We start from the raw sequence: 23,873 nt of genomic DNA on the forward strand, positions 1-23,873 counted from the left end.
GTTTATGTTGCCTTGGCCTTTACATGAATCGGGGCAAAAGGTTCGGACTGAACGATCTCAATAAGAGATTCTTTAATCAGCTCCATGACAGCGAGAAAGGTCACCACCACACCCAAACGTCCCTCTTCAGCTCGAAATAACATAACAAATGGGGTAAAGCTGTCGCTGCGCAATCGCGCTAACACTTCCGACATTCGCTCCCGGGTAGACAATTTTTCTCGTTCGACCTGATGGTGAATGTAAAGATCGGCACGATTAAGCACCTCACTCAGGGCATACAACAATTCTTTTAAATCGACATCTGGCTCAGTACGTGCCTTTTCCATTTCTGGCGGCGCCACTTCGGCAAGATGAATTTCCCGGCCCACCCGGGGTAATTGGTCTATATTCTCGGCTGCCTGTTTAAAGCGCTCGTACTCTTGCAGGCGTCGAATCAGTAGCGCCCGCGGATCTTCTTCTTCGTCCAAGTCATCTGAGGACCGGGGCAGCAGCATACGAGATTTAATTTCCGCCAACATGGCGGCCATCAACAAGTATTCTGATGCCAATTCAAACTGCATCGCGCTCATCATATTCACGTATTGCATGTACTGCTCAGTAATCGCAGACACGTCAATTTCAAGAATATCGAGGTTCTGCCGCTTGATTAAATACAGCAGCAGGTCCAACGGCCCTTCAAAAGCCTCCAAAAAGACTTCCAAAGCCTCGGGGGGAATATACAAATCTTTGGGGATTTCAGTAACTGGCTTGCCCTGCACCACCGCAAAAGGCATTTCGCTCTGGCTAGGCTGCTGACGAAGCGCTTGCAGCCGGACAATTTCGATACCCGCCTCAGGCACAGCCACAGGCTGCAGCGGTGCCGCCACCGATAGCATCGGTTCCTCTGCTAGCTGGTCTTGTTGACTGTGTTCTTCGTCTTGCACGTTTATCTTGATTCCCGCTGGGTGTCACAAAGCGGCAATTATACGGCTATCCGTGCCAGTGGTTACAGTCATTCTGCAAATTCACTGAAGTCACCCAAACCCTGACGGGTAACAACGGGGACCTCATCCACCAAATCCACTACCGTTGTAGCTTCTAAGCCGCAATAACCGCCATCAATCACCAGGTCCAACTGGTGACCTATGGTATCGCGGATATCGTAGGGATCAGTCATTGGCAACTCGTCACCGGGCAAAATCAGCGTCACACTCATTAATGGCTCACCCAGCTCTGCCAGTAAATCCAGGCAAATTTGATTATTGGGCACCCGCAAACCCACGCTTTTACGCTTGGGGTGATGCAATCGTTTAGGCACTTCTGGGGTGGCTTTAAGAATAAAGGTAAACGGTCCAGGCAGACAGGTTTTCAGAATTCGAAAAGCCGAATTATCCACCCGAGCATAGCTCCCCAACTCAGAAAGATCGCTGCACATCAGCGTAAAGTTGTGCTTGTCGTCCAGTTTACGAATACTGCGAATACGCTCCAGTGCCCGCTTGTCGCCCAAATGACAACCAAGGGCATAGGCTGAATCCGTCGGATACGCCACCACACCACCATTTCGAATAATATCAGCAGCTTGCTTAATTAAGCGCGGCTGAGGGTTTTCTGGGTGAATTTGGAAGAATTGACTCAAAATCGTTCCTCAATAAACAGATTACGTAGCAACATGTCAATTTGACCAGCGCTGCCATACAGGCTGACAGTCACCTAAATTGCTCATATTACAGCCCACATCTAACCATGTGGTGGGGTTGTGAAAATCGCTGCCCATAGAGGCTTCAAAACCATATTCTTTGCACAGCTGGCGCAAATACCGCAACTCCACCAAAGGTGGCTTGCCATTGCTGATTTCCAGGCCTTGACCACCAGCCGCTTTAAATGCGTCCAGCATGCGTCGCAGCTTGGCATTCGTCATTTTGTATTGGGTGGGGTGAGCCACCACCGCAACACCACCCGCCTCAGTAATCCAGGCAACGACCTCGCTCATTTCCGGCCAGACCGCTTTGACATCACCCACCTTCCCGGAGCCAAGGTATTTATCGAAAGCCGCATTCATCGAGCTCACATACCCTGCCTCGACCATGTATTTAGCAAAGTCAGGACGTCCAATAGCCCGCCCTTTAGCCAAGCGGCTAGCGCCCTCAAACACGCCTTTAATCCCCAACTTTTCCAGCTTTTGCGCAATCACTTCGGCCCGCTGTCCGCGACGAAGACGCTGGGTTTCTAATTCTTTAATCAAATTTGCCTGGGAGAGGTCAATGCCTAAACCCAGCACATGGATATTTACCCCAGACCAGGTACAAGACAGCTCGATCCCCGGCACAATGGCAATGCCGTCCGTGGCCTCAACGGGTAAATCCGCGTAGGCACCCACCGTGTCGTGATCCGTGATGGAGAGTAATTCAACGCCCCGAGCCTTCGCCCGCGCAATTAAATCTACCGGCGACAAGCCACCATCGGAGGCGGTGGTATGGGTATGTAAATCAACGACCATCGCCAAGCCCTCCTGAGGCTAGTGATAAAAATTCAAAATGGGTATAGTGGGCCACATTCAAGCAACGCCCCACTGCATCTCGATAAACTATTAAGGGACAAACATGCCGGAACAGGCACCCAAGGAACAACGCCACAGCGTTGTCACCAATCTGTTGTTCAATATTGTCATTCCAACACTAATACTGACAAAGCTCAGCAGTGCACAATATTTAGGCCCCCACTATAGTATCGTGATTGCACTGGCATTCCCAATTGCCTTCGGTATTTATGACTTTGCCAAAATGGGCAAAGCCAACCTATTTTCTATTCTTGGCTTTGTTAGTATTTTGCTTACAGGCGGCATCAGCCTGCTAGAGCTAGACGCTAAATACATCGCCATTAAAGAAGCCGCTATACCCGGGTTAATTGGTATTGCGGTATTGGTCTCTCAATACACCCGCTTCCCGTTAATACGCAAATTGATGCTTAACGAAGAGTTTATCGATTTAGAACGGGTAAATACGGCCCTGGCCCTGCGCCAGACCCAATCAGAATTTGACCAAGCTCTTGTCAAATCGACCTACCTTGTTGCGATGTCGTTCTTTCTGTCTTCAGCACTCAATTACGGGCTGGCAAAATATATACTGATTAGCCCGCCCGGCACCGAGGCCTATAGCGCCGAGCTTGGCAAAATGACGGGGCTGAGTTTTCCTGTCATCGCCCTGCCCTGCACCCTGTTTATGATGGGCGCGCTGCTTTACCTCGTTAATCGAATCAAAAAACTGACCGGGCTAGAAATGGACGAAGTTTTCCGCGTCAAATAGCACTTACTCAGGAGCGATTATGCTTTACGCCATTATTAGCGAAGACGTCAAAAACAGCTTGGAAAAACGCTTGGCCGCGCGAGATGCTCATATCGCGAGATTAAAAGACCTGGCAGCTGATGGCCGCTTGGTCTTGGCTGGCCCCCACCCTGCAATTGACAGCGAAGATCCGGGTGAAGCAGGCTTTACCGGCAGCTTAGTGGTCGCCGAGTTTGCCAGCCTGGAAGACGCCCAAAAATGGGCCGACGCCGACCCCTATATTGCCGCCGGGGTTTACCAACAAGTGAAAGTAAAACCCTATAAACGGGTTCTGCCCTGATTACCGCAAAATTGAACTGTTATCACAACTGCTTTATTCTTTATGTTTTAACAACTTAGCCATACAAATTAACGTGGATATTCCAGTGAAAAAACAACTGCTCGCCTGCCTGCTGCTAATGATATCAGCCACTTACGCCATTGCTGAGACTCGTTATATTAGCGACAAAGTGTACGTTCCCCTACGCTCCGGCGACAGCTCAAAACACCGCATAGTCCACCGAGGGCTGCCCAGTGGCGAAAGCGTAGAGTTATTGGGGTCCAATAGTGACAGCGGCTACTCCCATGTTCGCACCGGTGGCGGCATAGAAGGCTGGCTCCCCTCCCACTACCTTGTCCGCACACCTGTTGCACGCACCTTGCTAGAACGCGCCAACGCCAAAGTAGAAGAACTGAATGCCGCGAATCAGGCGCTAAAAGCCAAGCTGCAAAACACCGGCGAACAAAGCTCTGAGGTTAAATCCGAACTGGAAACTGTCGCCAATGAAAACAGCGCTTTATCAGAAGAGCTTGAAGAATTAAAACGCGTTTCTGCCAATGCCATCAAACTGGATGAAGACAACCGCCAACTTTTAAAATCCAATCAGGCATTAAGCAGTGAGGTAGACGTTTTAAAAACAGATAACGCCAGACTACGAGAAAATGAAGAAAACGAGTTTTTTCTCAATGGTGCCTTCGCTGTACTGATTGGCGTTATGATCACCCTTATTATTCCGCGAATGATGCCTAAAAAGCGTTCAGAATGGGTATAACTATGAAAATGATCCCCCGTCTAATTTCAGCGTTTCTTATCTGTTTTTCGATCTCGGCGTGGGCGCAAGCCGCAGAGAACAGTGTTGTGGTGCTACATACCAGCGAAGGCGACATCACTATTAAGCTCTATGACAAAAAATCTCCCATTACCGTCGCTAACTTTTTAAAATACGCCAACAGCGGTTTTTATGAAGGCACTATTTTTCATCGCGTCATCAAACGCTTTGCCATTCAAGGTGGCGGCTTTGACAAAGACCTTCAAGAAAAACCCAACGGCGAATCCATTGTTAACGAAGCCAAAGAGTCGGGCATTCGCAACAACCGCTGGACCGTGGCCATGGCCCGCACCGACGATCCCAATAGCGCCCGCAGCCAATTCTTTATCAACATGCGCATGAACCTGGATTTAGATGCCCGGGCTGGCAAGGATGGTTACGCGGTATTTGGTGAAGTAACAGACGGGCAGCATATCGCCAGAAAAATTGCCAATACCAAGACCCACTCTTATGGCGGTTTCGACGACTTGCCCATTGAGCCTATTTTTATTAATTCAGTTACCGTTACCCCCGCTAAATAGCTTAAGGAATTTCATCGGTGACTGCGCTCAGCATTAATCTCAATAAAATCGCATTAATCCGCAACTCCAGGGATACGGAATACCCCAGCGTGCCGCTGCACGCCGCAAAATGTATTGCTGCTGGCGTCCACGGCATCACCGTACATCCCAGGCCAGACCAGCGTCATATTCGTGCCGACGACTGTTATGAGTTAGCGGCCATGCTAGGTGATACAGAATTCAATATTGAGGGCAATCCTTTTGCTGCGCCGATGAAAAGTAATCGTCAAAGCGTGAGTGATTATCCAGGCTTTATGGAGATTATTCGTCAAACTCGGCCCGCCCAATGCACGCTGGTGCCCGACAGCAATCAACAACTGACCTCAGATCACGGCTTTGATTTACGTAAGGACGGCGATCGATTACTGCCCATCATTGAAGAACTGAGAGCCATGCGGGTTCGGGTCAGCTTGTTTATGGACCCCGATCCAGAGCAAATTTGTTTAGCCAAAGACATCGGTGCCGACCGAATTGAGCTTTACACTGGCCCCTATGCCGAAGCTTTCGGAAAGGGAGACCAGGACCACGTACTGGAACAATTTAAAACAGCCAGCGACTGTGCTGCCGAGATCAATTTGGGATTAAACGCGGGTCACGACCTTAACCTGCATAACCTTCACTTGTTTAAACGCACTATGACATCATTGTTAGAAGTGTCTATTGGCCATGCCTTTACCGTTGATGCAATCGAATTAGGCTTGAACAAGGCCATAAACGCTTACCTGGACTGCCTCAAATAAGCATTCACCCCTTTTTCACCCTTTTCTCTCTGCCCCCCGTTTTCCCGAATACTTCTTTTTCAACCCCCTTTTCTCAAGCTCAAAAAAAAACGCTGTAGAGAGTTATCTCCACAGCGTTTTTGACACAATATTTCTAAAAATGGCTTGAATGTCTATTGGTTAAATAAACCAGCCCTAACAACAAACCTTAAAAGACTTTCTTCAACGTAATATAGAAATCTGCTTCAAGACGATCCAGGTCATCACTATCATTAAAGCCGTCGTCAGCAATCTTGCGGGCGGCGACAGCATCCAAGGTAAAGTCGTAGTCGAACTCTGCTCGCATCCGCACACCAGCATCAGCAATGCTGCGCTCATCGCCCAGGTCACCCGATACATTCTCGTACCAAGCAGCACCGTATTCAGCAAAGGCTGAGGTTGTGATTTTTGCAAAGTTCAACGGAAAACTGTACTCATAATTGACTAAGCCGTGATAACCACTGTCACCCACAAGTACACCAGGTAAATAAGCGCTAATAGAGCTCATACCACCCAATACCCATTGCTGTTGCTGTGGCACTTGTTCGTCAGCAAATTGCGCCGAAAAGTTGGCATTGATAGAACTAGACGCTGTTAATGGCAGCTTCATTGCCAGCTTCGGTTTAAGCAAAATAAATTCTGCCGTGCGAGCTGCAGGCGCCACTTCCGGCACCGGGGTTGTCGTACTGTTGGCGACAAACTCATCGTAGGTCCCTAACGTACCACTATCGCCAGTTACACCGGCTTTAACAGAAAACTGACCAGACCAGCGCAAAAGACTCTCATTGAGCGCCTTAGCGCCAAAGTATTTTACGCCCACTTCAACTACGCCGTATTTTTCATCTTGAATCGGATCAAGCGTATCCACTTCAATTTGCGAGTCGATATATTCAATGCTCTGAAAGAGATTAAATCGGTAATCTAAGTCCCCCGCGAGAACTTGCTCACCTGATAAAACAATGGCGTTAATATCTGCCTCAAGATCAACCTGTTGAATAGCTGCGCCACCGCCGCCTCCACCAAGAAGACTGGACAACAAACCACCCAGCACCTCGTCAAGTTCTCCCAGCACAGGAACATTAGTTAGCCCGCCACCACTGCCCCCAGTAGCAAGCGCAAACGATCCTAGATCCTGAGAATACTCCACATGGCTGGCAGAAATGCCGTACAAGCCCGAGGCAAACGGACGATCCATGCTAAGTTGAACCCGGTGGTAATCTTCACCGCCTCTAGACTCACCCAAATCGGTAAACGCTGTTTGGTAAGCAACCGCAGCATTAGTGCCATTTTTAAAGTTGTGACTGAGTGCGGCATCGCCAAAATAGCGCCCCACAAAACGGCTGCCCTCATTGCCCAGCTTTAAAATCACATCAGTGGCATCGTGGTCTTCAACTGGCTCAGGATCAAATATCAACGCCACATTCGCAGGGTTTTCTGGATCAACGTCAAAACGCGCAGAGTAATTAACACCCGCGCGCTCACTTCGTACATTCGCCATTACCCGCGCGCGTTCATAATCTGCGCGGGTAAGATCGTCATCACCCTCCAGGCCGGTAAAATATTCGGCAATACCTTCCCCTTGCACATTGGTAACGCTGCCTTGAATCGCATGAACATGCACTACATTCACATCGGGGGCATATTGCATCGATACCAACAAATGACCTTTACGAATAGTCATCGCATTCATCAGAATAATGGCTTGGGAGGGTGTTTTGGCAGCAGCAAAAATCTTCGCCAACTCCTCATCATTTAAATGATGATCACCGCTTACACGAACTTCGTAGCCGTTCACAATCCCAACATAAGGCGAAGAACCAGCAACATACTGTTCAATTCTATTTAACTGCGTTAGCTGAGGCGGTATCGCTGGAGGTAAATCAATAGCCATAAAATAGTCCTTTAATAAATAGATTCCACAGAGACGGGGATCGGGGCCAGCTCTTACTGACCCTCACTCTCATAACAATGGGACACAAGCCTTTAAGCTATCGGCCAGCCTCGTTAACTTCCTTAACATCCATAAAATCATCAGCTTTCAAAATATTAAGCTCAACCCGACGGTTTTCGGCACGCCCTTCCGGGTTGTCACTACCATCGCTATTCTCATTAGGCGCTACAGGCACATTTTCACCAAAGCCACGAAACACCAGTCGCTCACTTTTAATACCCGCAGCAATCAGGTAATCGTAGACCGTGCCCGCCCTGCGGTACGAGAGTTTGTCATTGTATTCAAAGCTGCCTTTAGCATCGGTGTGTCCATCCACAGCAACCAAGGCCGAAGGCTGGGCATTCAATACTTTTACCGCATGCTCAAGAATGGGAATAGATTCTGGCGTCAGATCCGCTTTATCAAATTCAAAATTAACACCGCGCAATACCAGTGGCGCATCCTCAGTGAGATGACAGCCCGTTAAAAATACTGGCGCACCTGCCGGGGTATCTTTGCATTCGTCGTCTTCGTCGCAGATACCATCGCCATCGCCGTCTTTACACGTTTCCATCGTCGCCAAAGGCTCGTGATCATCACAGCCAACACCACCGGTAGTCGCGCAAGAATTCGCCGCATCATCACCGCCATTACCATTAGCTTCGTTTAATGCCGCAACCGTAATCACGCCACCGGCACCGGAGTTGCTACCATTCAGTGCGCCCACTGAAGCAAAATCACTATTACCTGAATCGGCACCATTTATGGCGGCCACCGAAAGAGTGCCAGAGTTACCCGAATTATCACCGTTAATTGCCGCAACCGTGGCAAAATCAGAATTGCCTGAGCTGCTGCCATTCAAGCCAGCAAGAGAAATTGTTTCAGAGTTGCCAGAATTGTTGCCATTAAGCACAGCTGCAGCAACAGAACCATTACCACTGTTGTCACCGTTAAGTACCCCAGCAGCAATCGAATCGCCGTTACCACTGTTAGCGCCATTCAATACACCGACACCAACGAGATCACCATTGCCGCTGTTGTCACCGTTTAAAACAGCCACGCCACCAATTGTGCCGCCATTGCCACTGTTATTACCGTTAAGAACGCCAACCCCTAGATCGCCACCATTACCTGCGTTGTCGCCGCCTAATACACTGGCACCAATGTTGTCGCCATTGCCACTATTGCTGCCGCTTAAAATCGCCAATCCAATCGCACTACCATTACCAGAGTTATCACCCGACAAAACAGACACGCCAATTAAACCGCCGTTACCTGAAGAACCCGGCGTCAGCAGTGATAAACCCAACAGGCCGTCGGAAGAAGCATTACCCGAGTTAGCCGCTCCCAAAATAGCCAAACCCAGCGGCTGGTCATTTAAACCGGGTAAGCCGACCCCGCCATTAGGCAAAGCAAAGCCCTCCAAACCCAAAAGGTCGGTACTGAGTAAGGAAGAAACATCACCCAAGGTGCCCACCAAAGCGGAAGTAATCATTCCATCTTGAGCAAGCAAGCCCCGAAGTTGGCCGGCAAAACCGGCTTCATAGGTAAGCCCTAAAGCCCCTAGCAAATCACCCAGGCCTAGAAAATCTAAAGGAAGAGCGGTGTCCGATCCGGTTTTATTACCGAAGCCTAAAAGCTCTCCAGAAAGCAGCGTTAGGCCTAAATCATTTTCTGGATTAAGTGCATCGGCACCCAAAAAGTCGTTATCACCCGTCCCATTAGGATCAAGCACAGAGGCACCAATAGTCCCCACTATCGGAGCATCCCGAAGTAAAGACTGAATACCCAGCGCCTCTAATAAATCTGAGATAGGGTCCGCCGTGGCGCTTTGCGCCAAAACCAAGGACAAGAAAAGACTGGAAACCAGCCGAGAAAACAACGCCATGGGAACTCTCCATCGTTTGGTGGAACTCACCTGAACATCACTGTTCAATGTACTACTTAACAGTTGTGGTAAAGGGTGAAATTAAAGCATGGAAACCGAAACGCCTTAAGCAATTTATCCACCACAGAACCATTATGCGTAATAGAGTAGCTTTTATAGGCATGTTACCAAAGCACACAACATGAATTTAGTGAAGAGCATCTCAGTTCTATCGTGCAATAGTGTGATTTTGACGATTTTAACGGGAGGAACAAAACTTGTTTGGCACAGTAGCGCGCACGAAAAAAATCTGCAGCACAGCAAATAGCCAACCTGTGCAAAAGCGAAACTTACGGTATCAAATTTTTTACGAAAGGAAAGCGGGAGAAATGGGGTGGCCGACGGGGCTTGAACCCGCGACAACAGGAATCACAATCCTGGACTCTACCGACTGAGCTACGGCCACCACTGAGGGGTCTAACTATTCCTATAAATGGCGCGCCCGACAGGATTCGAACCTGTGACCGACGGCTTAGAAGGCCGTTGCTCTATCCAGCTGAGCTACGGGCGCAAAAAAACCGCTTTTGACCTACGAAAATGGTCGGGGTAGAGAGATTCGAACTCCCGACATCCTGCTCCCAAAGCAGGCGCGCTACCAGACTGCGCTATACCCCGTTTTTCGTATATCAGTTGCCCCGTTACAGGAGCTGCGCATGATACTCAGGGAGTCCTGGATCGTCAACGATTTTGACAAAAATTATTACAGGAGTTTGTGGCCTGAGTTTTTTCACCATGCGACAATAACGCCTTCATTTCAATCATCTTTTATAGGGCAGACAGGAATGGCAGCACAGCGACTGGACGGTAAAGCACTAGCGGCAAGCTGGGAAGAACAATTAGCAAAACGCGTCGCCGTAATGAAAGAACGCTCCGGTGGAAAAACGCCCATCCTGGCTACCATTTTAGTCGGCGCGGACCCCGCCTCTGCCACCTATGTAAAAATGAAAGGCAATGCCTGTAAGCGTATCGGCATGGACTCCTTGGCCGTGGAAATGCCCGACACCACAAGCACAGAAGAACTGCTTAATAAAATTGATGAGTTAAACAACAACCCCGACGTTCATGGAATTTTATTACAGCACCCAGTGCCCAGCCAGATTGATGAGCGCGCCTGCTTCGACGCCATTGCCTTAAGCAAAGATGTCGATGGCGTGACTTGCCTCGGTTTTGGCCGCATGGCCATGGGTGAAGATGCCTACGGCTGCGCCACTCCGAAAGGCATTATGCGCATTCTTGAGCACTACAATATTCCACTCGAAGGTAAGCATGCGGTAGTGGTGGGCAGAAGCCCCATTCTAGGTAAACCCATGGCAATGATGATGCTAGAAGCCAACGCTACCGTTACTATCTGTCATTCTCGCACCCAAAACCTGATCGAGCTGATTCAGCAAGCAGACATCGTGGTGGGCGCTGTCGGCAAGCCAGAGTTTATTAAAGCTGAGTGGATAAAAGATGGCGCCGTCGTTGTCGACGCGGGTTACCACCCCGGCGGCGTTGGCGATATAGAGCTAGCACCACTTGTAAACCGAGTGGCGGCCTACACCCCGGTTCCTGGCGGCGTAGGCCCCATGACCATTAACACCCTCATCTTTCAAAGCGTTGCTTCTGGCGAAAAAGCCCTTGGATAAAAAAGCATTAGGCTAAAACCCAATTAAAGGAAGCAAACAACGATGGGGCGCGTTAAAAAGCCAAAAGTCATAGGCCCAGGGCAAAAAATCGCCCGAGGTATCTTAGTTATTATTATGGATATGCTGTTCGGAGTGTGTAAAACCCTGCGCAGCAGCAACGACCCAAAGATGGAAACCCCTTGCATCATTGCACTGTTTCACGATGAGCTGATCCCTCTTTGTAGCCACTACCGCCATCGCGACTTTACCACCATCGCCTCCCAAAACCATTTTGGCTACGGCATTGCCCGATCACTGGAAAAAATCGGCTTTGAAGTTGCCCTGGGTTCACCCAGCCGTGGCGGCCAAGATGCCTTTTTTCAATTGCTGCGCGCCGCACGTAAAGGTCGAACCGTTGCTTTCACTGTTGACGGGTCCAGAGGCCCTCGCCACGAAATGAAAGCTGGTGCCTTAACCCTGGCCCGCAAAGCCAAGGTCCCCCTATATTTAATGCGCGGCGAATATAAAGGCTGGCGAATTGAAAACACTTGGGACAAAAGCAAACTCCCCCGCCCCTTTAGCGACCTGAAAATTCACGTCGAACGCTTTCACTGGGAAGACTACCCAGAAGATACCGAATTTGAAGTGATTAATCAGGATGCCCAACGACGCTTATTGGCCCTACTTCCAGACGACTACAGGCCTGCGCACAATGCTAATTAACAGTTGGCGCAATATCGCGCTCCTCGTTTACGCAATGCTGATCACTCTGCTCTCCTTATTACCGGGCGGCAGTGATCTGCAATTTAACGTTTGGGATAAGCTCCAACATTGTGGTGCGTATTTTCTGTTAATGCTATTGAGTGGTGGCAATAACTATTCTCAACTGCTGACTCGCGGCATCATAGTTATTGGTTTTAGCGCCCTGCTAGAATTCATACAGGGCTTCTCACCCGGTAGAGTCCCCTCTATTGCCGACATGCTTGCCAACAGCTCAGGCGTGCTTTTCGCAATTGGCTTTCTGTCAGCACTACGCTTTTGGAAGAAAGCCTAATCCTTCTCTTACCACAACCATCTGTGCAGACAAGCCAAGCTCGTCAGACAAACTGAGCGAACGATAGAGAACAAGCTTATCTACGTCGCGTAAGCTAGTCTGCAGATTCTCGACGCCAAGTGGTGCCCTGACGACTGTCTTCCAGCACCACGCCCTGGTCTAGCAAAGATTGGCGAATTTCATCCGCCCGGGCAAAATCTTTGTCTTTTTTCGCTTGGGCGCGCTCGGCGATCAAACCTTCTACAGCGTCCCCGCTAATGGCGTCGTCGCTGCCTGCCTGCAAAAACTGCGTTGCAGGCATTTGCAAAACCCCCAAAACGCCACCCAAGGATTTAAGTATCACCGCATGCTCATTCAATGCAGCCTGATCGCCAGTGCCGCGTAGCGTATTCATCTTCCGCACCAGCTCATACATAACAGCCAACGCCTCAGGCACATTAAAATCATCTGCCATCGCCTTATCGAATCGCGACACAAACTCATTGTCAGCATCGAGGCTGGGATAGTCACTAGCGGCAACGTCCAAGCCTTTTAGAGCGTGGTAGAAACGCTCAAGGTTTTGCTGGGCAATCCGCAAATTATCTTCAGAATAATTAATCGCACTGCGATAGTGGCTGCCCACCAAAAAATAACGCACGACTTCGGGGTGATATTTGTCGAGAATTTCTCGGATAGTGAAGAAATTGCCCAGCGATTTGGACATTTTTTCATTATCCACCCGCACCGCACCCGCATGCATCCAGGTGTTGGCGTAAGACTTACCAGTGGCGGCTTCAGACTGCGCTATTTCGTTCTCGTGATGAGGAAACACCAAATCCGGCCCGCCGCCGTGAATATCAAAGCTCTCACCCAAACAGCAGGTAGACATCGCCGAGCACTCAATATGCCAGCCCGGGCGCCCCTTTCCCCAGGGTGAATCCCAATGTACTTCCTCAGCCGCAGCAGCCTTCCATAAGGCAAAATCTCGGGGATCTTCCTTTGCCTCATCGACAGCAATTCGCGCACCGGCTAATAATTCGTCTGTTTTTTTACCCGACAAGGCACCGTATTTTTCAAAACGACTTACCCGATAATAGACATCACCATTACTGGCCTGATAAGCAAAACCGCTATCCATCAATCGCTGAATCATTGCCAGGATATCGCCAATATGCGCAGTGGCACGGGGTTCGCTATTGGGGGCTTGAATGCCGAGCCGATCGGCATCTTCATTCATTGCCTCAATAAAACGAGCCGTTAAATCTTCGAAAGCCTCGCCGTTTTCTTCAGCCCGACGCAAAATTTTATCGTCGATATCGGTGATATTACGAACGTAGCTAACCTCGTAGCCCTTGGCACGAAGAAAGCGGGTAATCACATCAAAAGCCAACAACACCCGGGCATGCCCCAAGTGACAGTAGTCATAAACCGTCATGCCGCAGACATACATGCCAATTTTGCCTTCAACAATCGGGGTTAATGGCTGCTTGCTGCGACTAAGGGTGTTGTAAATTTGTATGCTCATATCACTCTTTAATTATGCTGGTATCAGCTAGGGCTATAGATATGCTGATTGGCCTTGGCCCCCATCATCGTGGGCCGGTAATAACACTAAAAAGCTAGGCGTTTTCAGCCTTTCCCCAAGTGTCACGCAGTGCAATGGTACGATTAAACACCGGTTTATCCCCACGGTGATCCAATCGATCTGCAACAAAATAACCGGTGCGTTCAAACTGAAAACCCTGCTCGGGATTCGCTTCAGCCAAACTCGGTTCTATCCAGCAGTTTTCCAGCACCCGCAAAGAATCCGGGTTGACGTGATCCAGAAACGCTTCACCGCCCCGATCCGGCGCCTCGTGATTAAACAGCCGATCGTATAAACGCACTTCAGCTTGCTTGCCATGACTGGCAGAAACCCAATGGATCACGCCCTTGGGTTTGACACCATCGCTGGGGTCTTCACCTAATGTGTCAGGGTCATAGCTGCAATGCACCTCAACAATATTGCCCGCCTCGTCTTTAATGGCTTCTTCGGCGAATAAGACATAGGCGTTGCGCAGACGCACTTTTTTACCCAGCACCAAGCGCTTGTACTTTTTATTAGCCTCTTCTCTAAAGTCCTCTCGCTCAATGTAGATTTCTTTTGAGAAAGGTAGCTGACGCATGCCAAGATCATCCCGGTTGGGGTGGCCCGGCGCCGACAAAGTTTCGACCTTATCGTCTGGATAATTAGTGATAACCAGCTTCAAGGGCTCCAGTACACACATTGCCCGTGGCGCGTTTTTATCCAGATCATCCCGAATAGCGTGCTCCAACATGGCCACATCCACCACCCCCTCACTACGGGCGACACCGACCATTTCACAGAAATGCCGCAGCGAGCCCGGGGTAAAACCACGGCGACGCATACCGGCAATAGTCGGCATACGAGGGTCGTCCCAGCCAGCCACAACATGTTCATCCACCAGGTTTTTCAGCTTGCGCTTACTGGTGACGGTGTAATTCAGATTTAGGCGGGCAAACTCATACTGTTTTGGTTGAGCAGGCACCGGCAAATTAGCAATAAACCATTCGTATAGCGGCCGATGGTCTTCAAACTCCAAGGTACAAATAGAATGGGTAATGCCCTCAATGGCATCCGACTGACCGTGGGTAAAATCATAGGTGGGATAAATACACCACTTATCGCCTGTTTGGTGATGGTGCTGTTTGCGAATGCGATAAATAATGGGGTCTCGCAGATTGATATTGCCAGCCGTCATATCGATTTTTGCCCGCAGAACCTTGCTGCCATCGTCAAACTGGCCATCACGCATCGCTCTAAACAACGCAAGATTTTCCTCGGCGCTGCGCTCGCGATAGGGGCTATTGCGACCGGGCTCCGTCAATGTACCGCGATACTCTCGCATTTCCTCGGCGTTCAGTTCGCAGACATAAGCCTTGCCAGATTGGATCAAATGCTCGGCGTACTCATACAAGGTATCAAAGTAGTCGGAAGCAAAACGAACCGGTCCGTTCCACTCAAAACCCAACCACTGAATGTCCTCCTTTATCGCATCAATATAGCGTTGTTCTTCTTTAGCCGGATTGGTGTCATCAAAACGCAAATGACATTGCCCGCCAAACTGTTTGGCTAAACCAAAATTAAGGCAAATTGATTTGGCATGACCAATATGTAAGTACCCGTTGGGTTCGGGAGGAAAACGGGTGACCAGCGCCTGCTCTGCCAAACGTCCTTGATTAATGTCCTCCCGGACCAGATGACGTAAAAAATTATTACCCGTTGCTGCTTCTTCGCTCATTAAAAACGTCCAGAACACCCTGCTAGCAGGGAAAAATCGGAGAGACGGCTATCCACTTCAACCTCAAACAACAAGGCTTTTTACTGCCGCCAAAAAACGGAAAATCACATGGATTTCGCCGCGAGATCAAAAACCGCGTATTATACCGGCTTTAAATTCCAGTTATAAGCGAGATCGAAGTAAATGGTTATCTTTAAAACAAATTTTGGCGACATCAAAATCGAGTTGGACTTTGAGAAAGCCCCCAAAACGGCAGCAAACTTCAAGCAATACGTCCAAGAAGGTTTTTATGACGGTGTTATCTTCCACCGCGTAATCAACGGTTTTATGGTGCAAGGCGGTGGTTTTGAGCCCGGCATGAAAGAAAAAACAACCCGTGAGCCCATTGAGAACGAAGCGGACAACGGCCTGAAAAATGAAGAAGGCACCTTGGCAATGGCCCGCACCATGGACCCCCACTCAGCCAGTGCCCAGTTCTTCATTAACGTCAAAGACAACGACTTTTTGAACCACAGCAGCAAGTCTATGCAAGGCTGGGGCTACGCTGTTTTTGCTAAAGTAAGCGACGGCATGGACGTGGTTGAGAAAATAAAAGCTGTGCCCACCACCAGCAAAGCCGGTCATCAAGATGTACCCGCTGAAGACGTGGTTATCGAGAAGGCTATTTGGGAAGACTGATGCACCAACTGTTCATTTCTGACCTGCATCTTGAAGAAGAACGCCCGGATACCCTCCAGGCGTTTTTTCACTTTTTGCAAAATGATGCCCCCAGCGCTGACGAACTTTATATTCTCGGTGATTTTTTTGAATTCTGGATCGGTGACGACGATGATCGCCCCCTTGTAGATGAAATCAGCTCAGCCCTTGAACAGCTATCTCGTTCTGGCACCCACATATTTATCATGCGCGGCAACCGGGACTTTTTGCTCGGCGAAGATTTTTGCCGCCGCGCTGGGGCGACCCTGCTAGAAGATCCAACCGTGATTACGGTTGCCGGCGAGCCCTGCCTGCTTCTGCACGGCGACAGCCTTTGTACCCGAGACGAAAAATACATGGCTTTTCGGGCTCAATCCCGCACCCCCCAGTGGAAGGCAGCCGCCTTGGCCAAGCCACTGGAAGAGCGCCGCATTATTGCCAAGCAAATGCGCATTGCCAGTAACGAAGCAACCAGCAATAACGCCGAAGATATTATGGATGTCACGCCAGATGAGGTGATCGCTGTCTTAGCCCAGCACAATTGCCAGCGCATGATTCACGGTCATACCCACCGGCCACATCGACATTCAATATCCGTAAACGGTCAGCCCGCCGAACGCATCGTACTGGGTGACTGGGATCAACACCTCTGGTATTTAGCCGTCGACGGTCAAGATATCGAACTGCATCATCGCAAGATCACGTCATAATTCGGGCCGCTTAAACGGCGGCCTCACTACATCAGCAAGATATTTTTACCGCCTCTGCAATACCCACCTGCCACCCGATTTACTGACCCCGCCAATCATAAGATGCACTTTATTTGCACCATTAGCATGCATTACCCAAAATTCACCCCCCACCAAGCGACAAGGCCTCGCACAAAGATAGCGCATAAGACTAATCAAACCACTTTAAGATAACTCTATATCTCACTGTTTTATATGACTCCATGTCTTATGGCGCATCAATTGCTACCTCTTCGCTAGAGCGTTCTAACCCGGAAGTTAATCCGGCGAGCCACTCGTCGATAAAAGATTTTTTGGCCTCAACTGTTGGTATTGATCACACCCCAGTTGGGCCAAAACCTATAACGGAGTCAGACAAATGTCTTGGTATCATCGCTTGATCACCTCTGCCCTATGCGCGCTGTCAGTCAGTACTGCCAGCCTTGCCACTGCCGGCACCCCGGAAAAAGCCGAACTGAAATTCGGTTTTATAAAACTGACCGATATGGCCCCCCTGGCCATCGCTTACGAAAAATTCTTTTTTGAAGACGAAGGTCTCTACGTCACCCTGGAAGCTCAAGCAAACTGGAAGGTATTGCTGGACGGCGTCATTGACGGTCAACTCGACGGCGCTCACATGCTGGCAGGTCAGCCCCTGGGCGCCACCATCGGTTTTGGTACCCAGGCGCACATCATCACCGCGTTCAGCATGGACCTGAATGGCAATGGCATTACCGTGTCCAACGACGTTTGGGCTGAAATGAAAAAGAACATCCCCCACGATGACAGCGGCAAGCCCATTCACCCCATCAAGGCAGACTACTTAAAGCCGGTTGTGGAAAGTTACAAAGCCAAGGGCAAGCCGTTCAAAATGGGTATGGTTTTCCCAGTATCGACCCATAACTACGAACTGCGCTACTGGCTGGCTGCTGGCGGCATTCATCCCGGATACTATGCTCCAATGAAAGGGGATATCAGCGGCCAGATTGACGCCGATGCCCTGCTCTCCGTCACCCCACCCCCACAAATGCCCGCAACGATGGAAGCCGGAACCATTTACGGCTACTGCGTAGGCGAGCCCTGGAACCAGCAAGCTGTGTTCAAAGGCATCGGTGTTCCGGTCATTACCGACTATGAAATCTGGAAAAACAACCCAGAAAAAGTCTTTGGGGTAAGCAAAGAATGGGCTGAAAAATATCCCAACACCCATATTGCTGTCGTCAAAGCGCTGATCCGCGCCGCCAAATGGCTGGATGACAACAATAACGCCAACCGCCCCGAAGCGGTCAAAATTCTCAGTCAACCCAACTATGTCGGCGCCGACTACGATGTTATCGCCAACTCCATGACCGGCACCTTTGAATACGAAAAAGGCGACAAGCGCGACGTGCCTGACTTCAACGTATTCTTTCGATACAACGCCACTTTTCCCTACTACTCCGACGCGGTTTGGTACCTGACCCAGATGCGCCGCTGGGGTCAAATTGCCGAACATAAGCCCGACAGCTGGTATATGGATATCGCCAAAAAAGTTTACCGTCCTGACATCTATGCCGAAGCCGCCAAGCAGCTGATTGCCGAAGGCAAAATGGCCGCCAGCGACTTCCCGGATTTTGCCACTGAAACCGGTTTTAAACCGCCACAAACCGAGTTTATCGACGAGATAAGCTACGACGGCAGCAAACCGAATGAATACCTGAGCAAATTCAAAATTGGTCTCAAACCCAAAGACGCACTGAAGTAAGTACCACGAGGCCCGGCGTCCGGGGCCACCATGGAGACAGGCATGTTTAAACAAAACACAATGCACTACCTGAATCTGGCGGGTTTAAGCTGGATGATCCCCGTATTCAAGTTGGCCACGGGTGACAACCCTAAAGAACAAGGTCAAGAAATTCTGCGTCAAATCGGTTTGCCCATTATGGCAGTGCTGGTATTTCTGGCGGTATGGTCAACCCTGGCCGCCAAAGTGGACACCAGTTTGGGCACCTTCCCCGGTCCTGCTGCGGTGTACAGTGCCGCGCAGGGATTGCTGGAAGAACATCAAGCCGAACGCGTAAAAGCCGAAGCTTTTTACGAGCGGCAACACAAACGCAACGACGCGCTATTGGCCAAAAATCCCGACGCCGAGATAAAAATTCGAGACTACACCGGCAAAGCCACCTTTATCGATCAGATTTTTACCAGCTTAGTCACCGTGTTCACCGGCTTTATTGTCGCCTCGTTTATCGCCATTCCCATCGGCGTGGCCTGCGGCCTGAGCCCACTGCTGAACATGGCCATCGCCCCACTTATCCAGATTTTTAAGCCCGTTTCGCCCCTGGCCTGGCTACCCTTGGTCACTATGGTCGTCAGTGCAGTCTATGTCAGCAATGACCCGATGTTTTCCAAATCCTTTGTTAATTCAGCCATTACCGTCACCCTCTGTTGCATGTGGCCCACGCTGATCAACACCGCCGTGGGCGTTGCCAATATTGACAAAGATCTGATTAACGTCGGCCGGGTCATTCAGCTGGGTTGGGTCACTCGGGTGCAGAAAATCGCCATACCCGCATCACTGCCCATGATTTTTACTGGCCTGCGTATCTCCCTCGGCATTGGCTGGATGGTATTAATTGCCGCCGAGATGCTCGCCCAAAACCCGGGGCTGGGTAAATTCGTTTGGGATGAATTTCAAAATGGCAGCTCTGAGTCCCTCTCCCGAATCATGGTTGCCGTCGTCACCATTGGTTTCATTGGTTTTATTCTCGACTTCCTGATGCAAACCCTTCACAAGCTTATCGCCCGCGGCGAAGCCCAAAGCTAAGGAACAATCATGTCGAATTATCTTGATATCTCCCAGGTCAGCATTGATTTCCCCACCAAAAGCGGCCCCTTTCGGGCCCTGGATGGCATAGACCTGAAGATTAACAAAGGCGAATTTATCTCCTTAATCGGTCACTCTGGCTGCGGTAAATCCACCGTTCTAAATATTGTTGCGGGCCTTTACCAAGCAACAGAAGGTGCCGTTATATTGGAATCCAAAGAAGTTAACTCACCTGGCCCAGATCGTGCAGTGGTTTTTCAAAATCACTCGCTGTTCCCGTGGTTAACGGTATATGAAAACGTTGAACTTGCCGTCAAGCAGGTATTTAAAGGGCATAAAAGCAAGGCTGAAATGAGAGAATGGATAGAACATAATCTTGAATTAGTGCATATGACTCACGCCAGTCACAAGCTACCCGCCGAAATATCCGGTGGTATGAAGCAGCGAGTAGGCATAGCCAGAGCGCTGGCCATGGAACCGAAAGTCCTGCTGATGGATGAACCCTTTGGCGCACTGGACGCCTTAACACGCGCGCATTTGCAAGATTCATTGATGGAAATTCAAGCAGAGCTAAATAACACCGTTATTCTTATCACTCACGATGTCGATGAAGCCGTATTATTATCAGATCGCATTGTAATGATGAGCAACGGCCCTGCGGCAAAGGTAGGTGAAGTACTGAACATTGATCTACCCCGCCCCCGGGATAGACTCAGCTTGGCAGACAACAAAAATTACAATCACTACCGCGCCGAGGTGCTGACCTTCTTGCACCGAAAACAAGCAAAACCAGATGTGCCCGCAAAAAAACGAGACAACAAAACGCCCCCTCAAAAATTAAAACGCGTGGTGGGCGGATGAAGGAGTAAATATGAGTAGCAAACAAAATAATAAGCTGGGCGAGTTGGAGAAATCAGATATCACCTTGGGATTTATCCCCCTGACTGACTGCGCCCCCTTAGTGATTGCCCAAGAAAAAGGCTATTTTGCGGCAGAAGGCCTGAACGTCAGGCTGTCACGGGAAGCGTCCTGGGCAGGTATTCGCGACAAAGTTGGCTTGGGAATTTTAGACGGCGCACAAATGATCGCCTCCATGCCGGTTGCCTCACGGCTGGGCATTTCCAGCCCCAAGCTGGATTTTGTCTGCGCTCTGGTGCTCGACCTGAATGGCAATGCCATTACCATCAACAACGAACTCTACGATCAGCTTTACCAAATCGACCCCCGTTGCGAATTCAGCCCCTTAATTGCGGCTCAAGCCTTGCAATGCGTGATAGAAGAACGCAAACGTGCAAAAAGCCCCAAACTGAAATTTGGCATTGTCTACCCCTGCTCAACCCAAAGCTTTGAACTGCGCTACTGGCTGGCCAGCTCCGGCATCGACCCCGACAACGACGTCGATATTGTGGTGATTCCACCGCCGCGTATGGTTACCGCGATGAACGACGGCGAGATCCAAGGCTTCAGCGTCGGCGAACCCTGGAATACCCTGGCCGTGCAGCAGCAGCTGGGGCACGTTGTTGCCACCAAGTACCAGCTTTGGAACAACAGCCCCGAAAAAGTCTTTGCCGTTACCGAAAGCTGGGCTGAAGACCACCCCGTTACCCACCAAGCCATTTTGCGGGCGTTGTTAAAAGCCTGCATCTGGGTCGATAAAAAAGAAAACCGCAAAGCCGCCGCTCGCATCCTGAGTCAAGCCGCATATATCGCGCTCCCCGTTGACACCATCTCTATGTCACTCAACGGTTTATCATTAAAACACTTTGGCAAAGAACCCGAGAAAGTCCCCGACTTTCACGTTTTTCACCGCTACTCTGCCAACTTCCCCTGGCTTAATCACCCGGAATGGTTTATCTCGCAAATGTATCGTTGGGGGCAGCTCACCACCCCCATCGACATCGACCAAACCGTGCGCCAAGTTTACAAACCCACCGAATACCGCATTGCCGCTACGGCTATCGGCCTGGACAGCCCCCATATTGACCGAAAAACCGAAGGCAATTTGCATGAAAAAATGGTGCTGCCCAAATCTCAACATCTCGGTGCCAACCGCTTTCTGGACGGTCAGGTCATATCCGTTGGCGGTATACTCCGCTACCTTGAACAGCAAAACTTTTCTCAAGCAGACATTCCAGCCTTAAAGCTGGTGAACCGCAAAAAAAATGAGGTGTAAATAATAAGGTGCGAGTGCTACTGATAGACATTGACGATAATCGAGCCAATAAACTCGAACCCATTGTGACGTGGGCTGGCATGGAAATGCTCAACCACCGAGAGAGTGAAGAAGATATCTACGGTGTTATGGAAAAACTTCACCCAGAAATTATTTTAATAGACACCAACTCTACTAAACGCGATGCATTAGAGCACTTAGCCCAGCGCAATTTGCAAGGCCCCCACACCGTTATCACCCTAGGCAAAAAAAAATCCGAAGGCATTAACCGCCTGGCCACCGAAGCGGGCATCAGTCTTTACGCAATAGATATTGTTCCTCACAGCCTGCTGCAAGCACTCATCGACATCACCATCAGCTACTTTCACAGCATTGATTGCCTACGCGCAGAAGTCTCTGCCCTGCAACCCATGGTCCAAGATCGGGAATACCTGAACAAAGCCCGGCAATTTATTATGAGTAATTACGGTTTAGCAGAAGAGCAAGCCCAAGACCTGCTGATGAAAAACGCCAACCAACAAAAGCGTAATATCGCTGAACTGGCCAAGCAACTTATCGAGACAGGGTCTTTCGCTTAACGCGGCAATTTCCGGTTCAACCTGCCTGGGGCTACATCAATACCAACAAACTCAGCTGGACCATTAACGGTATTAACTAGCTGTTTATTTGAGACCGCTGTAAAGCACGGTAACCAGCGAAGGCTAAAAATGTCGCAACAAGCCACGCACCCTCAACTACCAGCATCACAGCCAGGGCGAGCAAGCCTGCGCCAAACAAAAACAGCCAACATCGTAAGCCAATAGTCGTCAACAAACGGCCACCCGACCGGGGCAAGCCACACAAAAGCCTGCCCCCAACAACCGCCAACCAAAACGCGGCTAACACAACAACAATAACTCTGATGAATGCCAAAGCGGCAAAGCCTTCATGCCATAACAGCACGGCCGACAGCAGAAACAGCATGACTGATGATAAGGCAGCTATCCCGCCAACAAAGATTTCGAGGGGCTTGCCAACGGCTTGATGATAGGTAGTCATGTAACGTCCTTGTTTTACTAACAGCCAGTTTTACTAATAGCCAAAAAATGCTCCACAAAATCAGTAGCGTATGGGCTATACCCAGTGGCTTGCTGAATATCGACCCAAGCCAGATATGACGATGGCGCTGCACATCTAGCCACGCAAACTCAATCCCTTGAGTCATCCCGGGCGGGGCTAGCAGCGAGCCGGGATCCAGCGACTAGGCGCAATGCTTTCACTAAGCGCAGTGTTTTCACAGTGCCGGTTCACCGCACTGTTGTTAAGCCGCCAATGGCCCACTGTGAAAGCGGCAGACATCATCGGGTGACAAAATCAGTTCCTGTTCCCGGGCTTTAAACGCGGCTATGCGGTCATCAATAGGCTCATCTGAATAGCGTTGCGCCAATGCCAGATAATCTTTGAAATGGCGGCTCTCTGATTTGAGCAGCGATTCGTAAAAGCGCCGTAACTCATCGTCCAGCTCGGGGGCAATACGCGAAAAGCGCTCGCAACTTCTGGCTTCAATCAGTGCGCCACACACCAGAATATCGACCAGTTTACCGGGCTCACTATGACGGGCAACTTCCCGCAAGCCATTGGCATAACGGGCGGATGAAACATGGCGGTAGGCAATGCCGCGTTTTTTCATAATGGCCAACACTTGCTCAAAATGTCGCAGCTCTTCTCTGGCTAGCTTGGACATTTTATTGAGCAGCTCTAGCTTGTCCACGTAGCGAAACATCAGGTTAAGCGCAGTGCCAGCAGCTTTTTTCTCGCAATTGGCATGATCGATCAGAATTTCTTCAGGGTGCGCCAAGGCGGCTTCTACCCAGGCATCCGGGGTGGCACAAGGCAAAAACTCGAGTATTTCACTGATATCAACCGCTGACATAACTGGCTACCTGACCGACTGGCTTTAAAGAGA

The 23,873-nt window shown here is 49.9% G+C and carries 24 protein-coding genes and 3 tRNA genes; 15 read left to right on the forward strand and 12 right to left on the reverse strand.

What is annotated here, in order from left to right:
- Window positions 1-2: 2 nt before the first annotated feature.
- The 3 genes from IMCC21906_RS11105 to IMCC21906_RS11115 all read right to left on the reverse strand — a co-directional run bounded on the left by IMCC21906_RS11105 (window position 3) and on the right by IMCC21906_RS11115 (window position 2,476).
- Complete coding sequence (locus IMCC21906_RS11105) at window positions 3-923, reverse strand: ScpA family protein (protein WP_231580257.1); 921 nt, start codon at window positions 921-923, stop codon at window positions 3-5.
- A gap of 68 nt (window positions 924-991) precedes the next feature.
- Window positions 992-1,615, reverse strand: a complete 624-nt coding sequence (locus IMCC21906_RS11110; RefSeq protein ID WP_047012223.1) for an L-threonylcarbamoyladenylate synthase — start codon at window positions 1,613-1,615, stop codon at window positions 992-994.
- Between the two features lie 36 nt (window positions 1,616-1,651).
- Entirely contained in the window at window positions 1,652-2,476 is an 825-nt protein-coding gene (locus tag IMCC21906_RS11115) for a PHP domain-containing protein (RefSeq protein WP_047012224.1), read from the reverse strand.
- Window positions 2,477-2,579: 103 nt separating this feature from the next.
- Between IMCC21906_RS11115 and IMCC21906_RS11120 the strand changes: the two genes are divergently transcribed.
- The 5 genes from IMCC21906_RS11120 to IMCC21906_RS11140 all read left to right on the forward strand — a co-directional run bounded on the left by IMCC21906_RS11120 (window position 2,580) and on the right by IMCC21906_RS11140 (window position 5,708).
- A complete protein-coding gene (locus IMCC21906_RS11120; protein WP_047012225.1) occupies window positions 2,580-3,281 on the forward strand; it encodes a VC0807 family protein in 702 nt (233 codons plus the stop codon).
- Window positions 3,282-3,300: 19 nt separating this feature from the next.
- On the forward strand, window positions 3,301-3,600 hold the full coding sequence (locus IMCC21906_RS11125; RefSeq protein ID WP_047012226.1) for a YciI family protein: 300 nt from the start codon (window positions 3,301-3,303) through the stop codon (window positions 3,598-3,600).
- Window positions 3,601-3,685: 85 nt separating this feature from the next.
- Window positions 3,686-4,351 carry a TIGR04211 family SH3 domain-containing protein gene (locus IMCC21906_RS11130; RefSeq protein ID WP_052763502.1) on the forward strand — a complete coding sequence of 222 codons (666 nt, stop codon included), beginning with the start codon at window positions 3,686-3,688 and terminating at the stop codon, window positions 4,349-4,351.
- Between the two features lie 2 nt (window positions 4,352-4,353).
- Window positions 4,354-4,929, forward strand: a complete 576-nt coding sequence (locus IMCC21906_RS11135) for a peptidylprolyl isomerase (protein ID WP_082117454.1) — start codon at window positions 4,354-4,356, stop codon at window positions 4,927-4,929.
- A 17-nt stretch (window positions 4,930-4,946) separates the two neighbouring features.
- Entirely contained in the window at window positions 4,947-5,708 is a 762-nt protein-coding gene (locus tag IMCC21906_RS11140) for a pyridoxine 5'-phosphate synthase (protein ID WP_047012227.1), read from the forward strand.
- A gap of 187 nt (window positions 5,709-5,895) precedes the next feature.
- Here IMCC21906_RS11140 and IMCC21906_RS11145 read toward each other — a convergent pair whose 3' ends face one another.
- The 5 genes from IMCC21906_RS11145 to IMCC21906_RS11165 all read right to left on the reverse strand — a co-directional run bounded on the left by IMCC21906_RS11145 (window position 5,896) and on the right by IMCC21906_RS11165 (window position 10,198).
- Complete coding sequence (locus tag IMCC21906_RS11145; RefSeq protein ID WP_047012228.1) at window positions 5,896-7,617, reverse strand: hypothetical protein; 1,722 nt, start codon at window positions 7,615-7,617, stop codon at window positions 5,896-5,898.
- Window positions 7,618-7,714: 97 nt separating this feature from the next.
- A complete protein-coding gene (locus IMCC21906_RS17195; protein WP_052763503.1) occupies window positions 7,715-9,544 on the reverse strand; it encodes an OmpA family protein in 1,830 nt (609 codons plus the stop codon).
- Window positions 9,545-9,913: 369 nt separating this feature from the next.
- Window positions 9,914-9,989 (reverse strand) — tRNA-His (locus IMCC21906_RS11155).
- A 28-nt stretch (window positions 9,990-10,017) separates the two neighbouring features.
- A tRNA-Arg gene (locus IMCC21906_RS11160) sits at window positions 10,018-10,094 on the reverse strand.
- Window positions 10,095-10,121: 27 nt separating this feature from the next.
- Window positions 10,122-10,198: transfer RNA gene (locus IMCC21906_RS11165), tRNA-Pro, on the reverse strand.
- Window positions 10,199-10,365: 167 nt separating this feature from the next.
- On the opposite strand from IMCC21906_RS11165, the gene folD reads away from it, so the two are divergent.
- The 3 genes from folD to IMCC21906_RS11180 are packed head-to-tail and all read left to right on the forward strand — an operon-like array spanning window position 10,366 to window position 12,244.
- The gene (gene folD, locus IMCC21906_RS11170) at window positions 10,366-11,211 is read left to right on the forward strand and encodes a bifunctional methylenetetrahydrofolate dehydrogenase/methenyltetrahydrofolate cyclohydrolase FolD (RefSeq protein WP_047012229.1); all 846 of its coding nucleotides are present in this window, start codon (window positions 10,366-10,368) and stop codon (window positions 11,209-11,211) included.
- Between the two features lie 42 nt (window positions 11,212-11,253).
- Window positions 11,254-11,913 (forward strand): lysophospholipid acyltransferase family protein, encoded by a 660-nt coding sequence (locus IMCC21906_RS11175; RefSeq protein WP_052763504.1) that lies wholly within the window; start codon window positions 11,254-11,256, stop codon window positions 11,911-11,913.
- Window positions 11,903-12,244 (forward strand): VanZ family protein, encoded by a 342-nt coding sequence (locus IMCC21906_RS11180; RefSeq protein ID WP_047012230.1) that lies wholly within the window; start codon window positions 11,903-11,905, stop codon window positions 12,242-12,244. Before IMCC21906_RS11175 ends, IMCC21906_RS11180 begins: the two co-directional genes overlap by 11 nt.
- Window positions 12,245-12,338: 94 nt before the next feature.
- Here IMCC21906_RS11180 and cysS read toward each other — a convergent pair whose 3' ends face one another.
- Complete coding sequence (gene cysS / locus IMCC21906_RS11185; protein WP_047012231.1) at window positions 12,339-13,748, reverse strand: cysteine--tRNA ligase; 1,410 nt, start codon at window positions 13,746-13,748, stop codon at window positions 12,339-12,341.
- Window positions 13,749-13,842: 94 nt separating this feature from the next.
- On the reverse strand, window positions 13,843-15,525 hold the full coding sequence (locus tag IMCC21906_RS11190) for a glutamine--tRNA ligase/YqeY domain fusion protein (RefSeq protein ID WP_047012232.1): 1,683 nt from the start codon (window positions 15,523-15,525) through the stop codon (window positions 13,843-13,845).
- 183 nt (window positions 15,526-15,708) lie between these two features.
- Between IMCC21906_RS11190 and IMCC21906_RS11195 the strand changes: the two genes are divergently transcribed.
- The 7 genes from IMCC21906_RS11195 to IMCC21906_RS11225 all read left to right on the forward strand — a co-directional run bounded on the left by IMCC21906_RS11195 (window position 15,709) and on the right by IMCC21906_RS11225 (window position 22,506).
- Complete coding sequence (locus IMCC21906_RS11195; protein ID WP_047012233.1) at window positions 15,709-16,203, forward strand: peptidylprolyl isomerase; 495 nt, start codon at window positions 15,709-15,711, stop codon at window positions 16,201-16,203.
- The gene (locus IMCC21906_RS11200) at window positions 16,203-16,931 is read left to right on the forward strand and encodes a UDP-2,3-diacylglucosamine diphosphatase (RefSeq protein ID WP_047012234.1); all 729 of its coding nucleotides are present in this window, start codon (window positions 16,203-16,205) and stop codon (window positions 16,929-16,931) included. The genes IMCC21906_RS11195 and IMCC21906_RS11200 overlap by 1 nt, the downstream gene beginning before the upstream one ends.
- Before the next feature lie 397 nt (window positions 16,932-17,328).
- Entirely contained in the window at window positions 17,329-18,693 is a 1,365-nt protein-coding gene (locus tag IMCC21906_RS11205) for a CmpA/NrtA family ABC transporter substrate-binding protein (protein ID WP_047012235.1), read from the forward strand.
- A 42-nt stretch (window positions 18,694-18,735) separates the two neighbouring features.
- Complete coding sequence (locus tag IMCC21906_RS11210; protein ID WP_047012236.1) at window positions 18,736-19,755, forward strand: ABC transporter permease; 1,020 nt, start codon at window positions 18,736-18,738, stop codon at window positions 19,753-19,755.
- A 9-nt stretch (window positions 19,756-19,764) separates the two neighbouring features.
- Complete coding sequence (locus IMCC21906_RS11215) at window positions 19,765-20,616, forward strand: ABC transporter ATP-binding protein (protein ID WP_047012237.1); 852 nt, start codon at window positions 19,765-19,767, stop codon at window positions 20,614-20,616.
- Window positions 20,617-20,626: 10 nt separating this feature from the next.
- Window positions 20,627-21,928, forward strand: coding sequence for a CmpA/NrtA family ABC transporter substrate-binding protein (locus IMCC21906_RS11220; RefSeq protein ID WP_047012238.1), 1,302 nt, complete (start codon window positions 20,627-20,629; stop codon window positions 21,926-21,928).
- A 14-nt stretch (window positions 21,929-21,942) separates the two neighbouring features.
- Window positions 21,943-22,506 carry an ANTAR domain-containing response regulator gene (locus tag IMCC21906_RS11225; protein ID WP_156166033.1) on the forward strand — a complete coding sequence of 188 codons (564 nt, stop codon included), beginning with the start codon at window positions 21,943-21,945 and terminating at the stop codon, window positions 22,504-22,506.
- Between the two features lie 76 nt (window positions 22,507-22,582).
- On the opposite strand, the gene IMCC21906_RS11230 is transcribed toward IMCC21906_RS11225, so the two are convergent.
- Window positions 22,583-22,966, reverse strand: coding sequence for a hypothetical protein (locus tag IMCC21906_RS11230; RefSeq protein WP_047012240.1), 384 nt, complete (start codon window positions 22,964-22,966; stop codon window positions 22,583-22,585).
- 262 nt (window positions 22,967-23,228) lie between these two features.
- Window positions 23,229-23,840, reverse strand: a complete 612-nt coding sequence (locus IMCC21906_RS11235; protein WP_047012241.1) for a tRNA-(ms[2]io[6]A)-hydroxylase — start codon at window positions 23,838-23,840, stop codon at window positions 23,229-23,231.
- Between the last annotated feature and the right edge of the window lie 33 nt (window positions 23,841-23,873).

Origin of the sequence: Spongiibacter sp. IMCC21906 (assembly GCF_001010805.1) — a bacterium.
In the GTDB taxonomy this organism is placed as follows: domain Bacteria; phylum Pseudomonadota; class Gammaproteobacteria; order Pseudomonadales; family Spongiibacteraceae; genus Spongiibacter.

Excerpts from the sequence above, each read along its gene's own strand:
- cysS (WP_047012231.1), bottom strand. The coding sequence starts at position 13,748 with ATGAGCATACAAATTTACAACACCCTTAGTCGCAGCAAGCAGCCATTA.
- IMCC21906_RS11125 (WP_047012226.1), top strand. The coding sequence starts at position 3,301 with ATGCTTTACGCCATTATTAGCGAAGACGTCAAAAACAGCTTGGAAAAA.
- IMCC21906_RS11220 (WP_047012238.1), top strand. The coding sequence starts at position 20,627 with ATGAGTAGCAAACAAAATAATAAGCTGGGCGAGTTGGAGAAATCAGAT.
- IMCC21906_RS11215 (WP_047012237.1), top strand. The coding sequence starts at position 19,765 with ATGTCGAATTATCTTGATATCTCCCAGGTCAGCATTGATTTCCCCACC.
- IMCC21906_RS11180 (WP_047012230.1), top strand. The coding sequence starts at position 11,903 with ATGCTAATTAACAGTTGGCGCAATATCGCGCTCCTCGTTTACGCAATG.
- IMCC21906_RS11115 (WP_047012224.1), bottom strand. The coding sequence starts at position 2,476 with ATGGTCGTTGATTTACATACCCATACCACCGCCTCCGATGGTGGCTTG.
- IMCC21906_RS11195 (WP_047012233.1), top strand. The coding sequence starts at position 15,709 with ATGGTTATCTTTAAAACAAATTTTGGCGACATCAAAATCGAGTTGGAC.
- IMCC21906_RS11235 (WP_047012241.1), bottom strand. The coding sequence starts at position 23,840 with ATGTCAGCGGTTGATATCAGTGAAATACTCGAGTTTTTGCCTTGTGCC.
- IMCC21906_RS11200 (WP_047012234.1), top strand. The coding sequence starts at position 16,203 with ATGCACCAACTGTTCATTTCTGACCTGCATCTTGAAGAAGAACGCCCG.
- IMCC21906_RS11210 (WP_047012236.1), top strand. The coding sequence starts at position 18,736 with ATGTTTAAACAAAACACAATGCACTACCTGAATCTGGCGGGTTTAAGC.
- IMCC21906_RS17195 (WP_052763503.1), bottom strand. The coding sequence starts at position 9,544 with ATGGCGTTGTTTTCTCGGCTGGTTTCCAGTCTTTTCTTGTCCTTGGTT.
- IMCC21906_RS11230 (WP_047012240.1), bottom strand. The coding sequence starts at position 22,966 with ATGACTACCTATCATCAAGCCGTTGGCAAGCCCCTCGAAATCTTTGTT.
- IMCC21906_RS11205 (WP_047012235.1), top strand. The coding sequence starts at position 17,329 with ATGTCTTGGTATCATCGCTTGATCACCTCTGCCCTATGCGCGCTGTCA.
- IMCC21906_RS11175 (WP_052763504.1), top strand. The coding sequence starts at position 11,254 with ATGGGGCGCGTTAAAAAGCCAAAAGTCATAGGCCCAGGGCAAAAAATC.
- IMCC21906_RS11120 (WP_047012225.1), top strand. The coding sequence starts at position 2,580 with ATGCCGGAACAGGCACCCAAGGAACAACGCCACAGCGTTGTCACCAAT.
- IMCC21906_RS11145 (WP_047012228.1), bottom strand. The coding sequence starts at position 7,617 with ATGGCTATTGATTTACCTCCAGCGATACCGCCTCAGCTAACGCAGTTA.
- folD (WP_047012229.1), top strand. The coding sequence starts at position 10,366 with ATGGCAGCACAGCGACTGGACGGTAAAGCACTAGCGGCAAGCTGGGAA.
- IMCC21906_RS11135 (WP_082117454.1), top strand. The coding sequence starts at position 4,354 with ATGAAAATGATCCCCCGTCTAATTTCAGCGTTTCTTATCTGTTTTTCG.
- IMCC21906_RS11190 (WP_047012232.1), bottom strand. The coding sequence starts at position 15,525 with ATGAGCGAAGAAGCAGCAACGGGTAATAATTTTTTACGTCATCTGGTC.